Raw genomic sequence first — 20,630 nt, forward strand, 5'->3', positions numbered from 1 at the left:
CCTATTCAGACAGATTATCTGCGAACTTGCGGACCACCAACAACGGCCTGTTCTGCCGTGTCAAGATCGTACGCTGTATGCAGTGCCTTAATTACCTCATGAAGTTTATCACCATCAATGACACAGGATACCTTAATTTCGGACGTGCTAACCATTTTGATGCTCACGCCTTCAGAGGAGATCACCTGGAACATTTTAGCTGCAACGCCCGGATGGCTGACCATGCCTGCGCCAACGATAGATACTTTGACCAGATTTTCTTCAGACGTGACTTCACGGTATGGCAAACGGCTGTGGAGGCCTTCAAGGACACGCAGCGCGTTCTCGCGATCAGACAGTGCAACCGAGAATGAAAAATCTGCTTTACCGTCCATAACACCACTTTGCACGATAATGTCGACATCGATCTGTTCAGATGCCAGCGCACCAAATACCTCGGCAAGAACTCCCGGTACATCCGGAACTCCCAAAATACTGATACGAGCCACGTTTTTGTCATAGGCAATTCCGCTCACCACGACGCCTTGTTCCATTGCTGCTTCCTCCTTCACAACCGTTCCTTCATTATGGTTAAAGCTGGATCTTACAATTAAAGGTACACCGGAATGCTTCGCGTACTCCACCGCACGCGGATGCAGTACCGCAGCTCCGAGATTTGCAAGCTCCAACATTTCGTCATAGGAAATTTCCTTGAGTTTGCGCGCCACTTTTACAATCCTCGGGTCTGTAGAATAGATTCCATCTACATCCGTATAGATCTCACACGCATCGGCCTTAATGGCTGCTGCCAGTGCTACAGCCGTTGTATCAGATCCACCACGACCAAGGGTTGTAATCTCTCCATCTTCCGTCATGCCCTGGAAGCCTGCAACAATAACAATATTTCCTTCAGCGAGCGCTTCATTCACACGTTCCGGATGGATATCGTTAATACGAGCTTTTCCGTGTACGGGTTCGGTACGGAATCCCGCTTGCCATCCGGTGAACGAAATCGCTTTACGGCCCAATGCCTGAATGGCCATGGATAATAACGAAATCGAGATCTGTTCTCCTGTGGTTAACAGCATATCCATTTCGCGTGCAGGCAGTTCACTATTCAACAGTTTCGCCTGGTCAATCAGATCATCTGTGGTGTCTCCCATCGCCGAAACCACAACTACACACTGATGTCCTTCATCAGCTTTTTCTACAACACGTCCGGCTACACGCTTCATGCGTTCCGTATCTCCGACCGAGCTGCCCCCAAACTTCATGACGTACAATGACAACGCAAATCCACTCCCTACCTTGTGCAGTATGCATAATTATGTCCATCGCCATTATTCTCTCCGAAAAATGACTTTAACCCAGTATATTACGAAAGCGTGCGATAGGCTAATCTTTTTTCGAAAAAACCCTCTGCCAAATGGTTGGCAAAGGGTTGAAATCATTGTGTATTTAACTTACACCCTGTGAAAGTTACGCGCGGGAAGAGTATTTACCTTCACGTGTATCGATCAACAGCACGTCGCCTTCGTTGATAAACAATGGCACTTGTACGTTCAGGCCAGTTTCCACTTTAGCGTTTTTGGTAGCACCTTGAGCTGTATTACCTTTAACACTTGGCTCAGTCTCGATAACTTTCAACTCTACGCTTGTTGGCAGGTCGATACCGAGGATTTCACCCTGGTAGCTAACGATTTTTACGTTCATGTTTTCTTTCAGGAAGTTCAATTCCCATTCCAGTTGGTCACTTGTCAGCGTGAACTGGTCATATGTTTCGTTATCCATGAATGTGTGCTCTGCACCACTTGCATACAGGTAAGATACGCCACGGTTTTCGATGATGGCACGTCCGATCGTTTCACCTGCACGGAATGTACGCTCAACGGTGTTACCGTTACGCAGGTTTTTCAATTTGGAACGTACGAAGGCAGCGCCTTTACCTGGTTTAACGTGTTGGAAGTCAAGTACTGTGAAGATGTCTCCATCCACTTGTACGGTCAAGCCTGTTTTAAAATCGTTTACTGAAATCACGAAAAATCCCTCCTGATATGGTTGAAAAGTAGGCGATATAAGACGATGGGTTAAATTATAGGCGGGTTCATTTCTGAATTGATGACCATGTGCTACGTGACCGTTACGGGTTCGGATCGTTCTTCCGATCGCTGTTGTCTCCTCATTTTGCCGATTATACCTTGGTATGGTTGAAAATGAGGAGACAAAGGCGAGCGCTTTGCTTCTTCAGAATCGATTCCGCCCCTTCACTACTTTTGCAATGGTCCAGAACAATCAGGAATAACCTGTACCTATAAAATAAAAATCGTCTTATATCGCTAGTGGCTAGAATGTTAGCCGATGACGGTAAACTTCTTGTCCGACTTCGTTAAGATATGAATGCCTGTTTCCGTGATAACCACGTCATCCTCGATCCGTACGCCGCCAAGTCCGTCGATGTAAATCCCCGGTTCAACAGTTACCACCATGCCCGGTTTTAATACATCGTCACTGAGCTTGGACAAACGTGGAGCTTCATGGACTTCCATACCCAAGCCGTGGCCCGTGCTGTGTCCGAATTGATCTCCATATCCGTATCCTGCAATGATATCACGTGCCAGTGCATCTGCTTCCCGTCCGGTCATGCCCGGTTTCAGGTTCTCAAGCGTATGTAACTGGGCTTCCAGTACAATATCATAAATTTTACGCAGCTCTGGTACAGGTGTACCCGTTGCGATGGTGCGTGTCAGATCTGAACAGTATCCGTCAAGCAAAGCACCAAAGTCAAATGTAATTAACTCATTTTGTCCAATCACCTTGCTGCTCGCAACGCCGTGTGGCATCGCGGAACGTTCACCCGAAGCTACGATGGTGTCAAAGGAAGATGATGTCGCCCCATGCTTGCGCATGAAAAACTCCATTTCCAGATCCACTTCACGCTCAGTCATGCCCGGTTTGGCAAACTGTAAAACGTGGCTAAACGTAGCATCCGCCAGATCAGCGGCTCTTTGCATTACAGCGATTTCATCCTCGTCCTTGAAGATACGAAGTTGTTCCACAATTCCGGATACTGCTTTCAGTTCAATGGACTGAAGTGCTTCAGCATAAGACGAGTGTGTGCCAAACGTAACCGTATCCTGCTCGAAGCCAACCTCTTTGATGCTCGCTGATGCAAGCAGTTCTCGCACCGATTCCATCGGTTTCGCTCCATGCTCTACTACAGTAAATCCTTTAGCTTGCTGCGGTGCCTGTGTCATATAACGGAAATCGGTCAGCAAGTATGCTTCCTGTTCCGTAATCAATACATATCCCGCTGAGCCTGTAAAGCCCGTCATATAACGACGGTTAATGGGGTTCGTAATCAGCATTGCTGAGAGTTCGCGCTCACGCATGGCCTCACGCAACTTATTTACTCGTTTGTTTTCCATCGGTAACCCTTCTTTCTCTCACATTCCCGGGTCCCCGGCTCAGGTTTGTTTGTCCAGATGACGCACGAGAGCCAGCAGTCCCAGTTCATAGCTTACTTCGCCAAATCCGGCAATCTGCCCGATTGTTTCTGCAGCAATTACTGAATGATGTCTGAAAGCTTCGCGTGCATGAATGTTGGATAGATGAACTTCCACAGTGGGTACTTTCACTGCATTGATGGCATCACGTACAGCATAGCTGTAATGGGTTAGCGCTCCGGCGTTCAGCATGATTCCGTCCGCATCGCCCATCGCGGCGTGAATACGATCGATGATGTCCCCTTCGTGATTGGATTGATAAAAAGCGATGGAGACGCCCAGCTCCTCTGCCTGTCTGCGAATTTTGTCCTCAATATCCTTCAGACTAAGCGTTCCATAGATGCCGGGCTCACGTACGCCGAGCATGTTCAGGTTCGGGCCATTGATCACAACAATCCGTTTCATAGCTGCTCCATCCTTTCTGCAAATAACCATCTGCTATTTTAACACAGCCATTGCCGGATTGAGAAGCTTTTTTGCGGCTATGCTCCCGCTTTCTGGGGCTCGCGTTTCCGTTCGTCCGTGAACTCCATGGCTACGGTATAGCCGATGAACAGTCCCCACAGCAGAAAGAAACAAAATTCCGTAATGATTGAATCCCATGTCAGACTGCCTATAGGTTTCACCATCTCCAGTTTAGGACCTACCAGAACAAAGATGATCAGCCACCAAACGATCCCGTAGCCAATGCCGGGTAAGGGACCTTTCCATTTTCTCAGGGTAAATGTATAAATCAATGCGGCCACAATGGAAAACACGATAAAAAACAGCCAGCCTGTCAGGTGCCCAGCAGCGGTATATATATAATCATGTTTGTAAAAGGGCTCTGCCAAAAATCCCAACGGCACACTGCTGAAGTGCAGCAGGTAGTTTAGCCAATGCACTCCCCCCCAGATGAAACCCGCAAAAAATCCGAGCTCTACTGCAAAGGGAAACGGTTTGGTATAATAATGCTGCCCCTGGCGCTGTTTTGAGCGTCTGCCCCGATTCGTATTATCCTTCACATCCCCATGTTTTGTATCCTTATGAGATGCGTGTCTGTCTGTATATTCTGCCATCTATATTCTCCTTTGCTCTAAGTCTGCTGTGTCGCTTTAAAACCGGATTTCATTCATTCTCTACCGGGTAGTATGTTCAGAACAGGACAAACTTAACAACAACATCCCTGGATTGTCCCTCAAACTAGAAATTGGTCTCAAAATTCGATACAATAGGGATATCAAACTACCTTTGAACCAGAGGGTATAGAACAGAATAGGAAGGTGAATAATTTGCCTCAACAATCCAAGCCTGTCAGCTACGGGGGGCAAGCTGTCATTGAAGGCGTAATGTTTGGCGGTAAACACGTCAACGTTACGGCTGTTCGAAGAAAAGACGGCGAAATTACGTATCTGGAAGTTCCCAAGCAAGACAAGACCTGGGTCATGAAATTGCGGCGGATTCCGTTACTGCGCGGGATTGTCAGCATTATAGATTCAAGTGTCAAAGGAAGCAAACATCTCAATTATTCTGCTGACGCTTATGCTGATGATGAACTCGAACCTGAAGAGAAAGCGAAACAAAAAGAAAAAGAAGGTTCCGGCTGGAGCCTTAGCATGATTATTGGTGTCACCGCCGTAGCCATCCTTTCATTCCTTTTTGGTAAAATTGTGCTTACGCTGCTCCCTGTTGTCATTGAGAATTTCTTGTTCAAAAATGCATTCGACAATCAGTTTTTGCATAATTTACTGGAAGGCGGCATCAAGCTGATTCTGCTGCTTGCCTATCTGTGGCTGATTTCACAGACGCCGATGATCAAACGTCTGTTCCAATACCATGGAGCAGAACATAAGGTAATCAGTGCTCATGAAGCCGGCGAAGAGCTTACACCTGAAAATGTTCAGAAATACAGTCGACTCCATTACCGCTGTGGAAGCAGCTTTATTATGCTGACGGTGATCATCGGTGTATTCCTGTACTCCCTTTTCACCTACGACAACCTTTGGGAACGGATGGGACAGCGCTTGCTGCTGCTGCCTGTAGTTCTGGGAATTTCCTTCGAACTATTAAAGATGACCAACTCGGTACGTGACATTCCTGTACTGCGTTATCTCGGATATCCCGGACTTTGGCTGCAATTGCTCACTACCAAAGAGCCAACCAACGAACAGGTGGAAGTATCCATCGCTTCGTTTAACCGTATGCGTGAACTGGATGCCCAGCTTGCTAATGTATCAGCTACGTCGGAAGTACCCGTTGCCACACTCGATCCTGTGAAAGGGTGATTGATATGAACAAGCAGGCGGTCATGACTATTGTTTTTTGGGCAGCCATTGCTCTTGCTGCCTTTGGAATAATAAGCTCCCTGGGAAGTAAGGGTTTATTCGGTTTAGTTATTCCTGTTGTTGTTCTTGGAGCTATATTCCTGCTATATAAATATCCGCCACGGCGTTGGGCACGCAAAACCAAGCCAAAGATTAAACCTTCGGCACGTACAATGGCCAAAGTGAAAGCCCAATCCGGAACCGGAGCAAGAAAGAGCAGCGGTTCCTCCAAAAAACGCAAAGATTATCCCTTTCATGTCATTCAAGGAAATAAAGGAAAAAGCGACGAAGATATTCCGAAGTTTCACTAGTTTCGATATGGAATATGGAATTGCAAAAAGCACTGCTTCTTAACAACGAAGCAGTGCTTTTGTTTTTATACGGGCGTTAGCGGCGGTGTTTGTGTCAGCTTCTCCCGCTGCTCTCTTTTTTGTTTCTCCAGCTGTTCATCATAAAGCTTTGTGTTCCAGTGACTGAAGAACTCCGCCCCTGCGGCAACACCCGATAAATATAATGCCGTACTTTCCTGCACGGACAGATTAAACTGTGTTGGTTTAATGCCCAAGGTTGGTATTTTAACTGTTCGAAAACGATTAATCTGTTCTATATACCGCTCATCATGGGCCGTAAGCATCGTTTCAACCAGCGCCTGAAGCATGCTTAGCGGGCCTTTGATCCTGCTCGGCTCCCCTTCTGTTTTGCCAACCATTTTAAAGCCAACCACGGGAATAATGTCTCCACCGCGCGCCGTACGTTCACCGTCAAACAGCCATAAGGGGAAGTTACTAAGCAATCCTCCGTCCACTATATACACAAACTGATCCGGAAAACGCATGCCTTTGGACATCACGGGTGACCTTCGGATGACCACGGGATCGAAAAAATACGGAATACTGCAGCTCATCCGTACGGCCTTGGCCACTTCGAACTTGTCAGGATCAATGCCAAACCGACGTATATCATCAGGCAGCACCAGGATGGTCCCATTAGAGATGTCTGAAGCGGTAATCAGAAGCTTACCTTGTGGCAGGTCTGCAAATGTCCGAATTCCTTTTTGTTTGAGCATTTTGCCAATCCAGGATTCAAGTGCTTCGCCCGAATATAATCCCTTTTTCAAAAACAACCTTGCAGCTGGTCCGATCCAGCGTGTATCAAATATGGGTGAACGGCGCAATAAAGAGGCAAATGGCGTTTGCTCAATGATGGATTTCATCTCTTCCGCACGATAACCGGCAGCGATCAACGCAGCCACGATCGATCCGGAAGATGTCCCAGCAACACGGTTAAACTGAGCGCCATAATCCTGAGCACTCTGGACTGCACCCGCAAGCGAAATCCCTTTTACGCCCCCGCCCTCAAACACCCCATTGATTAGCATAATAAAAACCCCCGTTCTCCAGGCAGTCCATTACTACTGACACTCTATGAGAACAAGGGTTGGTCATATTACGTTAAAATGTTTTAAAGTCCATAATAGGTTTTTAGTTTGGCGATCAAACCCAGCGGATTCTTCGTCAAATATTGCGAACTAAAGAATATATCTCCTTTTATCGTATCATACTTCTCATTGTATACGAGCTGATCGATAATTTCCTGAGATGTCTGCCAGCCGACTTCAGGTGTACCGAGCTTATAAGGTGAATGCCCAATGTACAACTTCACATCCGTATTAGCGACCTCATTTGCCCACCAGTCCACCACTTTGTCATAGCGGGCAGCACTTAACGTCATGCTCCAGTAGACTTGCGGTGCAACATAGTCAATCCATTCCTGCTTGATCCATGTTCTCACATCCGCATTCATGCTGTCATAAGCGGTGACTCCTGCTTTCGTATCGGAACCTGTGATATCCACAGATTTGTTGCGCCACACACCAAAAGGACTGATACCATATTCCACGTCAGATTTCACTTGGTGAATGCTCTCTCCAAGCTGTTTAACAAACTGATTGATGTTATCCCGTCTCCACTCGGCACGGTCTTTGGTATTCAATGTGTTATAGGCTTTAAAGGCGGTGTCATCGTTAAACGTTACGTTGGACGGATAGAAGTAATCGTCCAGATGAACGCCATCAATGTCATATTCATTGACCACTTCCATGATCGTGTCAATAATATGCTGTCTGGCTTCCGGGACTCCGGGATTAATGTAAAGTTTGCCGGATGCATTCACAATCCAGTCCGGGTGCTGTTTGGAAACATGGTTGGCTGCCAGCCCCGTTGTACTTGCCGAATTGGTAGCGCGGAACGGATTAAACCAAGCATGGAATTCCAGTCCGCGTTTGTGAGCTTCCTCAATCATGAAGGCAAGTGGATCATACCCCGGATCTTTGCCCTGGTTTCCTGTTAGTACACTATTCCATGGTACCAGACCCGAGGGATAGATGGCATCCGCATTGGCCCGAACCTGAACAAATACGGCATTGATTCCCATGCTTTGAAGTGTATCCAGCTGCTGGGTGTACTCCAACTTCTGCTTCTCCACATTCCCTTTCGCACTGGAGGAGGGCCAATCGCCATTCACCGTTGAGATCCATGCACCACGCATGTCATCCGTGCTTGGAGTACTGCCTGTGCCGCCCGGTTCTGCTGGTGTAGCCGGATCAGGTGTTGGGGTTGTCCCTGTTGTCAGATTAATGGTCTGTGCTGCCTGATCCCAATTCACTTTAATGCCAAGGTTCTCACTGACGAATCGAATGGGTACCATAACACGGCCTTTTTTCAATTCAACCGTTGCATCCAGGTCAACCAGCGCACCATCAACCGTTGCTTGCTGGCGTCCACTGGTCATGGTGATGACCGAATCGGAGTTCTTGATCGTTACGGTTCTCGAGGCCTGTGACCAAAGCACGGAGGCACCCAACCCTTCACTAATCACACGCAGCGGGACCATCGTCACATTCACTTTGGGCAAAATGTAAGGCGAGACATCGGATTCCAATCGTTGACCATCCAGATTAATAACAATTTCTTTTGGTGAAGCAGCCTGCGCACTCAATCCAGCTGTTTGTAAGCCTAGGATGAAAATGAGCAGCAGGATCAATCCGTTACGAAACTTCATCAGTGCAATCCTCCATCATCATAAAATTCTCGGCAAATTCTGCTAGTTTAATAGACGCTCCAAACGATAAGTTAGTTGCGATAAATCGCCAAATTATGGACAACAAAAAAACAGAGAGTGATTCTCTGTCATTTACAAACGACAAAGATACACCCTCTGTTTTTTTATTTTCAGCTGCACAACAGGACTAAAGCAAAAGTCCTGTGCTGCCTCAGGATTCGGTGTTACTCATGAGTTCCTGGATATTTTGAAGATCACGCAACCGATTTTCATCCTGACGGAAATATTCCACAAGAGACTCGATGCAGGTAATGGAGTCCCAACTCAGATGATGCTCAATGCCTTCCACATCCTTGTAAATATTCTCCTCCTGAACACCAATGGTTGTCAAAAATTGTTCAAGCAGATGATGGCGCTCCATCAAACGTTTTCCCATCTTTTTCCCTTTTGGAGTAAGCACCAACCCACGGTACTTTTCGTAAATCAGGTACTCGTCTTTGTCCAGCTTTTGGATCATCTTGGTCACCGATGAAGGATGCACTTCCAATCCTTCAGCTATATCTGACACACGAGCATAGCCCTTTTCATCAATCAATTTGTATATACGCTCCAAATAATCTTCCATACTGGGCGTTGGCATCTGCTTCCCTCTCTTCTCTCTGACCAGCAATATTCTTGCCTGGTCCCTATCTTATAATGATACATGTTATCAATACGCATTGGCAAGTCTTGTACGCATCCATCGCTATGTACGTTATAACACATCAATGCTCCTGTCTCTGAACGCAAGTATTGCCAAGCGTGACTTAAGCCCATGTGAGGCAAACTAAGCAAGGTTTCGTATTGAAAGGAGTGATTTCGTGAGTACAAGCGTAGCTCAGCCCCCGGTTCGCAAAGCAAAAGGTACTAAACCCTTTATTCCCGATTTGGTCTATTTTGAACCCGGTGCGCTGGAATATGAGAAGGGAAAACGGATCATGGAATGGGTCACATCCAAAGATATTCCGTATCAGATGACAACTTCCCATAACCGGATTACCAATCTTCCTGGTGAAACGGAACAAGAAAAATACCGCATGGCGAAGCGTACCCTGGTTGTTGGTGTACGTAAAACACTCAAATTCGATCAGTCGAAACCTTCAGCCGAATACGCCATCCCGATCTCCACAGGATGCATGGGTCATTGCCATTATTGCTATCTTCAAACCACGCTCGGAGCCAAGCCTTATGTCAGGGTATATGTAAACACTGAGGAGATCATTCAGGCAGCCAAAGGGTATATTGATGAACGTGCGCCTGAGATTACCCGATTTGAAGCAGCCTGTACTTCCGATCCGGTAGGACTCGAGCATATAACCGAAAATTTGAGTGATCTGATCCGGTTTATGGCGAATGAGGAATACGGACGTTTGCGCTTTGTGACTAAATATCATCATGTGGATCCATTATTAAACATCAAACATAACGGTCATACCCGCATCCGGTTCAGCGTCAATTCGGATTATGTCATCAAGAACTTCGAACCTGCCACTTCAAGGTTTGAAGAACGAATTGAAGCTGCAGGCAAAATAGCACATGCCGGGTATCCGTTAGGGTTTATTATCGCTCCGATCATGTGGTATGACGGTTGGCAGGAAGGATACGCCGAGCTTCTGCAGAAGCTTGCCGATACCCTACCGGAAGACGCGACGAAGGATCTTACTTTTGAAATGATTCAGCATCGTTTTACCAAAACGGCAAAAGCTACGATTGAGAAACGGTACCCCAAAACCAAACTCGAAATGGACATCGAGAAAAGGAAAATGAAATGGGGTCGCTGGGGTCAATATAAATATGTGTATAAGGATGACCAGCAGGACGCGCTTAGAGAGTTCATCACAGAGCGAATTTTCGAACATTTTCCGTTAGCCAATATTGATTATTTCACCTAAGCACTGACAACATATCGATTTCACCAAAAGTAGCGATCAAAAAAGCAGGTCACATGGGTCAGAATATTCTCTGGCCTTCATGTAGCCTGCTTTTACTTCTACGCTAGATAATCATCCAATCCGGTGTAATCTGCTGCAGCCATATGGTGATTTTAGTCATTTGATCCGTAAACAGCAGCACACCCAGAAACAGCATCAGTGCTCCCCCAGCTTTCATCATGACATTGGAATATCGTAAGATCCAGCGAGTGGACCCAATGAAGAAAGCAAGAATGAAAAAAGGTAATGCAAAGCCAGCGGTATAGCCAGTAATTAACGCCAACCAGGTTGTCGGTTCACTCGCCGCCATCGCGATAATTGCAGTCAGAATGGGGCCAATACACGGTGACCATCCAGCCGAGAAGCCTATCCCAAAAATAAACGAACCCAGGTACCCCGCTGGTTTCCATTTCATATCCAGCTTGCGTTCTTTCATCAGAAACTGTGGCTTGAACACCCCTAACAGGAACAAGCCCATCAACATAATTAAAATAGCCGAGAGCTGACGAATCAAATCACGATTATCGTTAAAAAAGCGCCCGAACAATCCTGCCCCCAGTCCCAGCGAATAAAATACCGCCGAGAAGCCCAAAATAAACGCCAGCGTGTGCGTTAACGTCTTCAACCGGACTTCACGCTGGTTGCGATCGTCTTTTAACCTTTGTACTGTCATTCCCGTAATGTAGGACAGATATGAAGGATAGAGCGGAAGACAGCACGGTGATATAAATGAAGCCAATCCTGCGACAAAAGCCAGCCACACATTAACATCAGGCATGAAGCGGTTGTCTCCCTTCCTGGGCTCACTTGCACGCGTATACTTTTAGGCTCGGAACCCTTTTTTTCCAATCATCGTAAGGATCAGCATCATGATAAGCAATAGAACAATCGTTGCTCCTGGAGCCAAATTCCATATCCCTGCAACCACCAAACCAATCACTACTGCAATCTCCCCGATGACTACAGACAGAATAATAGCCGATTTGAAACTGCGTGCCATTAACAGGCTTACCGCTACTGGAATGGTTAAGAGTGCCGACACCAGCAGTGCACCCACGATTTTAATCGCTGTACTTATGACCAGAGCCGTCATCACCGTAATCAGCATGTTGAGCAATCGTACGGGCAGCCCCGTAACTGCCGCCGCATCTTCCTCAAAACTGAGCAGGAAAAACTCCTTATGTAACAGCGCTACGACGACAACGACAATCAACGTCACCACACCAACCAGCTTCAAATCTGTAGAGTCGAGTGTGTAAATACTGCCGAACAGGTAACTCATTACATCGGTATTATATCCTTTGCCCAGTGTGAAGAACAACGAAGCCAGTGCAACACCACCGGACATAATAATCGCAATCGATAACTCTGCATACGTTTTATATGCTTTGCGAAGCTTTTCTATCGCAAAGGATGCGAGCACGGCAAAGATAAGACCCACCGCAATCGGATAAACCTCAATTAAAAAACCGAGAGCTACCCCGGCAATGGTCACATGCGATAGGGTGTCCCCGATCATGGATAACCGCCGCAGCACCAGAAACAGTCCAATTAGCGGAGCTGTAATCCCGATCAGCAATCCCCCTGCCAGTGCCCGCTGAAAAAAATCACTCATCAAAATCTCCAAAACACACGACTCCTTCAGCCTCGTCTAATCTAGTTGTACAATATCCTTATCGTACCTGGGCAGTAGTATGCTGCAAATTGGTCTCGGCACAATCCTCCACCTCATGTGAATGACGAACATGAAAGTTAATTTTACCGTTGGTGACAGCCGCTTCTGAACCAAGATAATTTTCCATCCGGTCCATATCATGCGAAACCATCAGAAATGTCATCCGGTGGTGTTCATGCATGTGGGTGATGAGTTCAAAGAAACTCGCTTGAGACTCGGCATCAATCCCCACCGTTGGTTCATCCAAAATCAACAAATCCGGGTGATTAATGAGCGCACGTGCCAAAAATACACGCTGCTGCTGCCCCCCGGACAATTGTCCAATCCGTTTGTTCGCCAGATCCACAATACGCATGACCTCAAGCGCATCTGTGCACTGCTGCTGAGATTTGCGTGTCATTCGGCGGAACATATTCTTGTTGTTATACAAGCCTGACATGACCACTTCACGTACGGTTGCAGGGAACAATGGATTAAACGCATTTTTTTGCGGGACATACCCGATTCGTTCCCAATCCTTGAATCTGCGAATCGACTGTCCGAACAATTTGATATCTCCCTGCGCTGGAGGCAAAAGTCCAACCAGCATGCGCAGCAATGTCGTTTTTCCAGCCCCGTTTGAACCGATAATTCCGACAAAATCCCGTTCCTTGACCATAAAATCAAGATTTTCGATCACCCGCTGGTCACCGTAAGAGAAGGATAATTTCTCAATCTCTATGATTGGATCATGACATAGTGGCATGATTTGCTGCATGGCAAAGCCGCCCTTCATTATATATAAGGATTGCAGAGTGAATCCTTCAGTCTATCTTATTTTAATGCGATCAGCAGATTTTGCAAATTTTTCTCCATCAGGGTGAAATAATCATCCCCATTTGCTGCCTGCTCCTTGGTTAATCCTTCAACCGGATTCAGTACCATTGTTTCCACGCCTGCTTCCCCTGCCAATGTTTTGGCCAGCTTGTCTGATACCAGCTCTTCAAAGAAAATGTATTTGATGCCCTCTTCCTTCACGAGCTTGGACAAATTCACAATGTCCTGACCTGTAGGTTCTGCATCCGGGGAAAGTCCCATAATGGCGTGCTGGGTTAAACCATAATCACGGGCGAGATATCCAAAAGCTTGATGGGATACAACGATTTCCTTGTTGGAGACCTTGGACAATTCGTCCGTAAAGTGCTGATCCAGTGTTTCAAGTTTGGTACGAAGTTCCTCGTAACGCTGCTCGTAACCCTCTTGGTGATCAGGGTCTACTTCAACGAGACTGTTTTTAATATTTTCTGCCATAACCAATGCCGACTTGGGACTAACCCACGTGTGAGGGTCAACATGATGATCTGCCACATCTTCTGTGCCTGCTTCCTCTTCCGCGTGCTCATCTTCATGCTCTTCGCCGTGATTATGTCCATCATCGCCTTCAGCGGTCAGGAGACTTACCCCATCACTAACAGCAACAGACTTCACTTGTGTATCACTGTTAAGGGACTTGAGAAAGTTAGGCACCCATCCTTCAAGGCCAGCACCATTGTACAGAAACAATTGGGCTTTGGAGGTGTTGACAATATCCTGGCTCTTAGGAGTCCAGTCATGGGGTTCGACACCGGTTGGCAGCAAATTAATAACGTTCGCATCTTCGCCACCAATGGCAGTGGTAAATGCATAGACAGGATAGAAGCTTGTGACTACGTTCACTTTGCCTTCCACAATCTTCGCACTTTCCGAATTACTTTGTCCGCACGCAGACAATACCAACAAGCTGAGAATCAGCATGCTGCTCCATAACCACTTGATTCTGCTTCTTCTGCCTGTATGTTGTATCCCAGTACCGTTGGTTTGATTGGTTTCATTATACCGTTTCACTATTGCTTCACTCCGCATCTCTTAATCGTAAATATTACTGAAAGAATTATAGGTAACCTGAACGCGGTTGTCAAGCGGTTCAACACTATTCATTCTCCCCCATGGCGCAGAGTTCATAACAGTATATGCTTGTTTTCTCACGTTATTAGCACGCTTATCCATAAGAAAATAAAAAAGTGACCCGATTCAATCGGGCCACCTTCTAATCTATCAGATGTCTGATATTAGACTGACTTATTTTACTTGTGCACCATTAGGCATATTGTCCGGTACCGCAGCCAGTGTCAATTGATCCCCATGAGAAGCCGCCAAAATCATGCCTTGGGACAACTCGCCACGCAATTTCACGGGTTTGAGATTCGTTACACAAATCACTTTGCGTCCAACCATCTCTTCCGGGGAATAGAATTTGGCAATCCCCGATACAACCTGACGCTGCTCATAACCCAGATCCAGCTGTAATTTGAGCAATTTATCCGCTTTTTTGACCGGTTCACAGGCGATAACCTGTGCTACACGCAGTTCCACTTTGGCAAAATCGTCTATGCCGATCTCTTCCTTGCCTTCAGGTGCTGTCACCGGTTCGGATGCTTGGGCAGAAACTCCTGCATTAGCCTGAGTGGCCTCAGCTTGTGGTTCCGCTTTTTTGCCTCCTGTCATCGCTTCAGCAATATACGCAACCTCCTGCTCCGAATCCAGACGCGGGAAGATTGGGTCTCCCTTTTGCAAGGCGTTGCCAGCTGGAATGACACCCCACTGCTTCGCAGTATCCCATGCCGTAAATTCGCCTTCCTGAATCCCAAGCTGTTCCCAGATTTTGTGCGGAGCACGGGTCAGGAACGGCTGCAGCAGGATGGAAGCAATACGCAGACTTTCAATCAGGTGGGACATGACGGAAGCCAGCTCATCCCGTTTCGCTTCATCGCGAGCCAAAGCCCAAGGCTGTGTCTCGTCGATATATTTGTTACTGCGGCTAACAAACTGGCTGATCGCAGTCAGGGCTACGGAAAATTGCAGATTTTCCATCGCCTGTTCGACTTTGTCCACAGCTGCAAGTCCGGCTTCTTCCAGCGAAGCATCAAATTCAGTTACACCTGAAGTAAACGCTGGTGCCTTGCCTTCGAAATACTTATCCACCATGGCCACGGTGCGATTGAGCAAGTTCCCCAGGTCGTTGGCCAGATCCGAATTCACGCGTTCTACAAAGCTCTCAGGAGTGAACGTACCATCGGAACCGAATGGAACTTCGCGCAGCAGATAATAACGCAGTGCATCGAGGCCATAACGGTCAATCAGGGTCACCGGATCAACCACGTTTCCTTTCGATTTGGACATTTTGCCATCTTTCATCAATAACCAGCCATGTGCAAATACTTTTTTCGGCAAAGGAAGGTCAAGCGCCATGAGCATGATCGGCCAGTAGATCGTATGGAAACGAACGATTTCCTTGCCCACCAGATGAACATCCGCAGGCCAGAACTTGTCATATAGCGACGAATCGGATGAACCATAACCCAAAGCTGTAATATAGTTGGATAACGCATCAATCCAGACGTATACAACGTGCTTCGGATCGCCTTTAACCTTAACACCCCACTCAAAAGTGGTCCGCGATACGGCCAAATCTTCCAGACCCGGCTTAATGAAATTGTTGATCATCTCATTCTTGCGTGATTCCGGCTGAATGAAACCAGGATTTTCTTCATAGTATTTCAGCAAACGGTCTGCATATTTGCTCATGCGGAAGAAATAGGATTCTTCCTTGACAAGCTCTACCGGATGCCCACTATCCGGACTTTTGGCAGCAACAATCTCGCCTTTTTCGTTCTTCTCCACATCAACCAGTTGAGTTTCTGTATAATAGGTCTCATCCGGGATACTGTACCAGCCTTCGTATTCGCCCTTGTAGATATCTCCCTGCTTGAGCAAGCGATCGAAAATATCCTGTACGACCGTTTTGTGGCGCTCTTCTGTTGTACGAATGAAGTCGTCATTGGAGATGTCCAGCTTGTTCCACAGTTCCTTGATGCCGACAACGATATCGTCTACAAATGCCTGTGGCGTCTGTCCTTTTTCCTGCGCCTTGCGCTCAATTTTCTGTCCGTGCTCATCTGTTCCCGTCAGGTAACGCACCGCATAACCGCGCAGACGTTTGTAACGAGCCATGGCATCACCGGCAACCGTTGTATACGCATGCCCAATATGCAATTTGTCACTCGGATAATAAATCGGCGTTGTCAGATAAAATGTCTTTTGGTCCGTCATGAATGACTTCTCCTCCTTCAGTTGTCCTGCTTCTTTGCGCGTTCTTTAAAAAAGAACACAAAAAACTCCCGCCCCTATGGGACGAGAGTTGATCTCACGTGTTACCACCCAAATTCCCCGTGCTTTTTGCAAACCACAGGCTCTGCCGGTCCTTCGACCGCCCATTAACGCTGGATCACGCCTCAGCCTTACGACAGCGTCTGTATTCAACGCCTGCACGCTCGGAAGAGGTTCCTCCGGGACCATATTCCATCCTCCTCCCAGACCGGTTCTCAGCTTATCCGGCTCTCTGCACTGGGGGTGTGTCTGTACTTATCCCTTCACTGGAAATCATTATACGAAAAATATACTGAAATGCTGCCCTCTTTGTCAAGTCGGCAGCTACCTAGGTACCTTTTCATTCACTCATGTCGTGAGAAGATTGCAGCTCTACCACTAATCGGATACCATGACCGATTTCTCTGCCTTGGGCGGAACCAAATCAACGCCTCCTGGATGAAACGGATGGCATTTGGCAATTCGCTTGGCGGCCAGCAGTGATCCCTTGAAAGCTCCATGGACCTCGATCGCTTCCATCGCGTAAGCCGAACAAGTCGGATAAAAGCGACACGTAGGTGGTTTCAAGGGAGAAATATAGTTCCGGTATACCCGAATGGGTGCCTGAGCCAGTCTGCTGGATAACTTCATGCTCAATGTTTCCCGTGAGTATGCTGATGTCCGGATGACACTTTCGCCGGAGCATGTTCAGCACAATCTTTGCAGTACCCGAAAACTTCAAATTTATGGTCTACTACCTGAAACTGCTCTGGGGCATCTGCCAGCTGCATCGGACAAAAAACGATCGGATAGGTCTTCTGGCAATTCAGACAGATCATATGATGGTGATGATGATCTTCACTGCAATGCGCTCTGAATTTTACACCATCTTCGAAGATAACCTGCTCCAGCACACCCAATTCCTGCATCACACGCAAATTCCGGTACACCGTGTCAAAACTCAGTCCGCTGTAAGTCTTACCCATATATTCATAGACGTCCTTGGGTGCAAGATACCCAGGGGATTCAGCAAATAACCGGGCCAGTGTCTTCCGCTGATCCGTAATGCGAAGTCCCTGTGAGGACATGGTATTAATAATCTGTTCTGTCGATAGCATGACTTAAAGCACCTCCTGTCATACGAGCATTTAGCATAAATCCAAAGAGCGAATCCAAATTAGCAAGAACCAGATCGAAATGGTTCTACGTCTAAATCTTCCATCCACTTAACCTGTGGAATCGAATGATGCAAAATGCTGTAACTTATGCTTGTTATTCTACATCTAATAATGCCTCAAATCCCGATTAGAGTCAACGAAGAGGCTGGCGCACGATCATCGCCAGGATCATGAAAAAGGACCCCATTCACATGGAGTCCTTCTCTGACGGTTCAGAAGATCATTTCTTCGGGCGACTTTTGGGGTGACCGGGTATATAAGATATAAGCTTTCACTCCAAACCGTCCGTTCCTTGTTGCCTGGACGTGATTACTTCTCAGCCGGAAGCGGTGTAAACAGCAGGTTGACAGGAAGATTGCTTCCTGGTGCAGCAGAGAACAGAATGGTTACACTTTCACCATACGACCCTGTGCGATAGAGTACACCTTGTTCATTCGGCGCACTCAGCGATTTTCCAGTCGCAATCTGAACAACCTGACCATTAACGAGTGCCACACCCGAGTATTTACCACCACGTGGGTTGAACGAGATCAGAGTACGTGGAGCCACATTAGTCAATGTGATTTTGTAGAGTACACCGAAGTTACCCGCGTTGGAAGCATCTGTGTATGCCATAGGGTCAGTTCCGACCAGGTTTGGATCACTTGCGTTATCACCAAGCGGAAGGCGGGAAGGCTTCGAGCCTACTTCTTGATTATACGTAATGACACGTGTTGCATTCGGGTATGTACCCCGGTTATGAACACCATCCCGATCCAATACAGGCAGCGTGGACCAAACTTCCATCGGATCTTTATTTTCTTCAATCATGATAATGTTGTAATCCAGTCTGTAATCACTGAATACGTCGGAGTACAGGGAAATGACTTGACCTTCCTTCATCGGAATTGCATTTAGTTCAGTCAAAATCAGTTTGCTTTCTCCAGGTTCAATATACACTTTCTTTTGATCGGCTCCGGTCTGAATCGACTTGAACCATTTATCAATAGACAATTTACCGGCTACGGTAGCATATGGAGTAGGCCCCGCGAAGCCCATATTCTGTTGCTCGAATACTGCCGTGTATGGGTTGTTATTTGTTGCAATAACATACATTTTTACTCTTTTGCCCGTGTTATTCACGTGGTGAATCATGAAACGGGTCTGTCCAATGGAAGACTCTTTGTAGACAATGCCTTCTGTATTCACGGTTTCCGGACTGTTACTGCGAATAAGATTGCTTTGTTCATCGTAGTAAGTGTACGGCACTTTCTCCATGGCAGGGACTTCTCCACCATTAAAGGTGAATTTGTCACCTACTGGTGTGAACAACTGATTAAAATCAGAAAGGGTGTACAGCGTTTCACCCGTGATGTTGATGATTTTGGAATAGCTGTTACTCAGACCTTGTTCGTCTGTAACGGTAATCGTGATCGTCTTTGGTCCAGGGACAAAGAATGCCAGGGCGTTATTATCCCACTCTGTTTTGTCGATTTTCACATCGTCGGTGCTTTGATCAATGTAAGTGATCTTTTCACCCATTTTGTATTCTTCTTTATCTGTAGTAAACATCGCTACAGGAGGCAGATTCGGTTTTTGGACCTGAATCGTTACAGAGTACGGATCACTCCATTGACCACTTGAATCCTGCACAGCATACGTTACCGTATATGTACCTGGTTGGTCGAACGAATCCTGACGGCCAGTCCAGCGCTCGTCCACGATCTCCAGTCCTTTAGGGGAACTGTAATTGGTCATGTAAGTCACGGTATCTCCGGCAAAAATTTCTTTTTGTACCGTGAAGCTGGCTACCGGCTTGGTATTCAGGTTCAGTACAACCGTTTTGGCGGATTGGTTTACTTTATAAGTAATGTTCAATGCCTGAGTAATCGAAGTCAGCGGCACCATGAACGTATTCTTTTGTTGATAAGCAGCGCCCTTCATCGTTCTTTCTTCACCATTAACAGTGTAGATTTTGCTGTTGGTTTTGAAACGCAGCTCATCTTCGCCACTAATAATGATCGTTTCCTTGGTGGTGTTATCGTATTTAACTTCATAGCCAACCCGGTCAACCAATGCGCGGATCGCTACATAAGATACACCGTTCTTGACAGCCATCGGCTGTCCGGCAAGATACGTTTTTCCATCCTGCACCATTTTATTGCTGTTCATGTACAGTGTCAGGTCTCCACCGTTCGTTCCCGTTACGGCTTGACCACTGGTGGAAGGTTGCTCAACCTCTACAGGTGTAGGTGCTGGCGTCTCTTCTTCTGTACCTTCTTCATCTTCAGGCTCAGCAGGTTCCGTTGCAGGATCAACCGGAGCAACATCTGTTCCTGTTGATTCCGTTGATTCCGGGTTCGTTACCTCGGTTGTTTCGTCATCGGATGACTGCGTACCAGATTGATTCTTCACTTCCGATTCCGCGATGGTTTGTTCTTTTTTCACAACCTCAACGGATTTAACTTTGGCTGTATTCACTGGTGTCGAATCGCTCTGATCGGCTGCCTGTGCATTCGCAGGAATGACTGCAAACGCTTGAAAAACAGCTAAAGCGGTAAGTATGGACAATTTCTTCTTCAGATTCATTCTTTTTCTTTGGCTCCTTCTGCTCCCATTTTATAAATATCCCCCTCAAAAAGTCATACTATTAGACGCTTGTAACCGGGAAAAGTTGCTAAAAATATTTGATAAGAAATGTAAAGTTTTAATAGAACGAAAACACTATGAAAATAGTTAGTTATCATTACAGGACTCATTCATAGATTCCCCCCCCCGTTTTCAACGAAAAAACCTTTCCACTATATGGATATTAATCA

19 protein-coding genes are annotated in these 20,630 nt (G+C 46.6%); 3 read left to right on the forward strand and 16 right to left on the reverse strand.

What is annotated here, in order from left to right; all coding sequences use genetic code 11:
• Positions 1-14: 14 nt before the first annotated feature.
• From AB3N00_RS15925 to AB3N00_RS15945, 5 genes are all read right to left on the reverse strand, one after another.
• On the reverse strand, positions 15-1,268 hold the full coding sequence (locus AB3N00_RS15925; RefSeq protein WP_413035480.1) for an aspartate kinase: 1,254 nt from the start codon (positions 1,266-1,268) through the stop codon (positions 15-17).
• Positions 1,269-1,458: 190 nt separating this feature from the next.
• A complete protein-coding gene (gene efp, locus AB3N00_RS15930) occupies positions 1,459-2,016 on the reverse strand; it encodes an elongation factor P (RefSeq protein WP_413035481.1) in 558 nt (185 codons plus the stop codon).
• Between the two features lie 314 nt (positions 2,017-2,330).
• Positions 2,331-3,404 (reverse strand): M24 family metallopeptidase, encoded by a 1,074-nt coding sequence (locus AB3N00_RS15935; RefSeq protein WP_413035482.1) that lies wholly within the window; start codon positions 3,402-3,404, stop codon positions 2,331-2,333.
• A 39-nt stretch (positions 3,405-3,443) separates the two neighbouring features.
• Positions 3,444-3,887 carry a type II 3-dehydroquinate dehydratase gene (gene aroQ, locus AB3N00_RS15940; RefSeq protein WP_076291868.1) on the reverse strand — a complete coding sequence of 148 codons (444 nt, stop codon included), beginning with the start codon at positions 3,885-3,887 and terminating at the stop codon, positions 3,444-3,446.
• A gap of 77 nt (positions 3,888-3,964) precedes the next feature.
• On the reverse strand, positions 3,965-4,540 hold the full coding sequence (locus AB3N00_RS15945) for a YqhR family membrane protein (protein ID WP_413035483.1): 576 nt from the start codon (positions 4,538-4,540) through the stop codon (positions 3,965-3,967).
• Between the two features lie 213 nt (positions 4,541-4,753).
• On the opposite strand from AB3N00_RS15945, the gene AB3N00_RS15950 reads away from it, so the two are divergent.
• Both AB3N00_RS15950 and AB3N00_RS15955 read left to right on the forward strand, forming a co-directional pair.
• Positions 4,754-5,746 (forward strand): DUF1385 domain-containing protein, encoded by a 993-nt coding sequence (locus AB3N00_RS15950; protein ID WP_413035484.1) that lies wholly within the window; start codon positions 4,754-4,756, stop codon positions 5,744-5,746.
• A 5-nt stretch (positions 5,747-5,751) separates the two neighbouring features.
• Positions 5,752-6,096, forward strand: coding sequence for a hypothetical protein (locus AB3N00_RS15955; RefSeq protein WP_175395606.1), 345 nt, complete (start codon positions 5,752-5,754; stop codon positions 6,094-6,096).
• 65 nt (positions 6,097-6,161) lie between these two features.
• On the opposite strand, the gene AB3N00_RS15960 is transcribed toward AB3N00_RS15955, so the two are convergent.
• The 3 genes from AB3N00_RS15960 to mntR all read right to left on the reverse strand — a co-directional run bounded on the left by AB3N00_RS15960 (position 6,162) and on the right by mntR (position 9,485).
• The gene (locus tag AB3N00_RS15960; RefSeq protein ID WP_413035485.1) at positions 6,162-7,163 is read right to left on the reverse strand and encodes a patatin-like phospholipase family protein; all 1,002 of its coding nucleotides are present in this window, start codon (positions 7,161-7,163) and stop codon (positions 6,162-6,164) included.
• An 83-nt stretch (positions 7,164-7,246) separates the two neighbouring features.
• Positions 7,247-8,845 (reverse strand): family 10 glycosylhydrolase, encoded by a 1,599-nt coding sequence (locus AB3N00_RS15965; protein ID WP_413035486.1) that lies wholly within the window; start codon positions 8,843-8,845, stop codon positions 7,247-7,249.
• Between the two features lie 211 nt (positions 8,846-9,056).
• Positions 9,057-9,485: a transcriptional regulator MntR gene (mntR, locus tag AB3N00_RS15970; protein ID WP_175395609.1), complete on the reverse strand. Its 429-nt coding sequence runs from the start codon at positions 9,483-9,485 to the stop codon at positions 9,057-9,059.
• Positions 9,486-9,705: 220 nt separating this feature from the next.
• Between mntR and splB the strand changes: the two genes are divergently transcribed.
• Positions 9,706-10,776 carry a spore photoproduct lyase gene (gene splB, locus AB3N00_RS15975; RefSeq protein WP_413035487.1) on the forward strand — a complete coding sequence of 357 codons (1,071 nt, stop codon included), beginning with the start codon at positions 9,706-9,708 and terminating at the stop codon, positions 10,774-10,776.
• 103 nt (positions 10,777-10,879) lie between these two features.
• On the opposite strand, the gene AB3N00_RS15980 is transcribed toward splB, so the two are convergent.
• The 8 genes from AB3N00_RS15980 to AB3N00_RS16015 form a co-directional block, all read right to left on the reverse strand.
• Entirely contained in the window at positions 10,880-11,593 is a 714-nt protein-coding gene (locus AB3N00_RS15980) for a cytochrome c biogenesis CcdA family protein (RefSeq protein WP_413035488.1), read from the reverse strand.
• 45 nt (positions 11,594-11,638) lie between these two features.
• On the reverse strand, positions 11,639-12,442 hold the full coding sequence (locus AB3N00_RS15985) for a metal ABC transporter permease (protein WP_175395612.1): 804 nt from the start codon (positions 12,440-12,442) through the stop codon (positions 11,639-11,641).
• Between the two features lie 46 nt (positions 12,443-12,488).
• Positions 12,489-13,265 carry a metal ABC transporter ATP-binding protein gene (locus AB3N00_RS15990; protein ID WP_413035489.1) on the reverse strand — a complete coding sequence of 259 codons (777 nt, stop codon included), beginning with the start codon at positions 13,263-13,265 and terminating at the stop codon, positions 12,489-12,491.
• Between the two features lie 38 nt (positions 13,266-13,303).
• Positions 13,304-14,263, reverse strand: a complete 960-nt coding sequence (locus AB3N00_RS15995; protein WP_413036052.1) for a metal ABC transporter solute-binding protein, Zn/Mn family — start codon at positions 14,261-14,263, stop codon at positions 13,304-13,306.
• 324 nt (positions 14,264-14,587) lie between these two features.
• Positions 14,588-16,639, reverse strand: coding sequence for a methionine--tRNA ligase (gene metG, locus AB3N00_RS16000; protein WP_413036053.1), 2,052 nt, complete (start codon positions 16,637-16,639; stop codon positions 14,588-14,590).
• Between the two features lie 414 nt (positions 16,640-17,053).
• Positions 17,054-17,305 carry a membrane protein insertion efficiency factor YidD gene (yidD, locus tag AB3N00_RS16005; protein WP_413035490.1) on the reverse strand — a complete coding sequence of 84 codons (252 nt, stop codon included), beginning with the start codon at positions 17,303-17,305 and terminating at the stop codon, positions 17,054-17,056.
• A gap of 2 nt (positions 17,306-17,307) precedes the next feature.
• Positions 17,308-17,772, reverse strand: coding sequence for a Fur family transcriptional regulator (locus tag AB3N00_RS16010; protein ID WP_413035491.1), 465 nt, complete (start codon positions 17,770-17,772; stop codon positions 17,308-17,310).
• Between the two features lie 369 nt (positions 17,773-18,141).
• The gene (locus AB3N00_RS16015; RefSeq protein ID WP_413035492.1) at positions 18,142-20,400 is read right to left on the reverse strand and encodes a stalk domain-containing protein; all 2,259 of its coding nucleotides are present in this window, start codon (positions 20,398-20,400) and stop codon (positions 18,142-18,144) included.
• Between the last annotated feature and the right edge of the window lie 230 nt (positions 20,401-20,630).

The organism is Paenibacillus xylanilyticus (genome assembly GCF_047246825.1).
Lineage (GTDB): Bacteria > Bacillota > Bacilli > Paenibacillales > Paenibacillaceae > Paenibacillus > Paenibacillus xylanilyticus_B.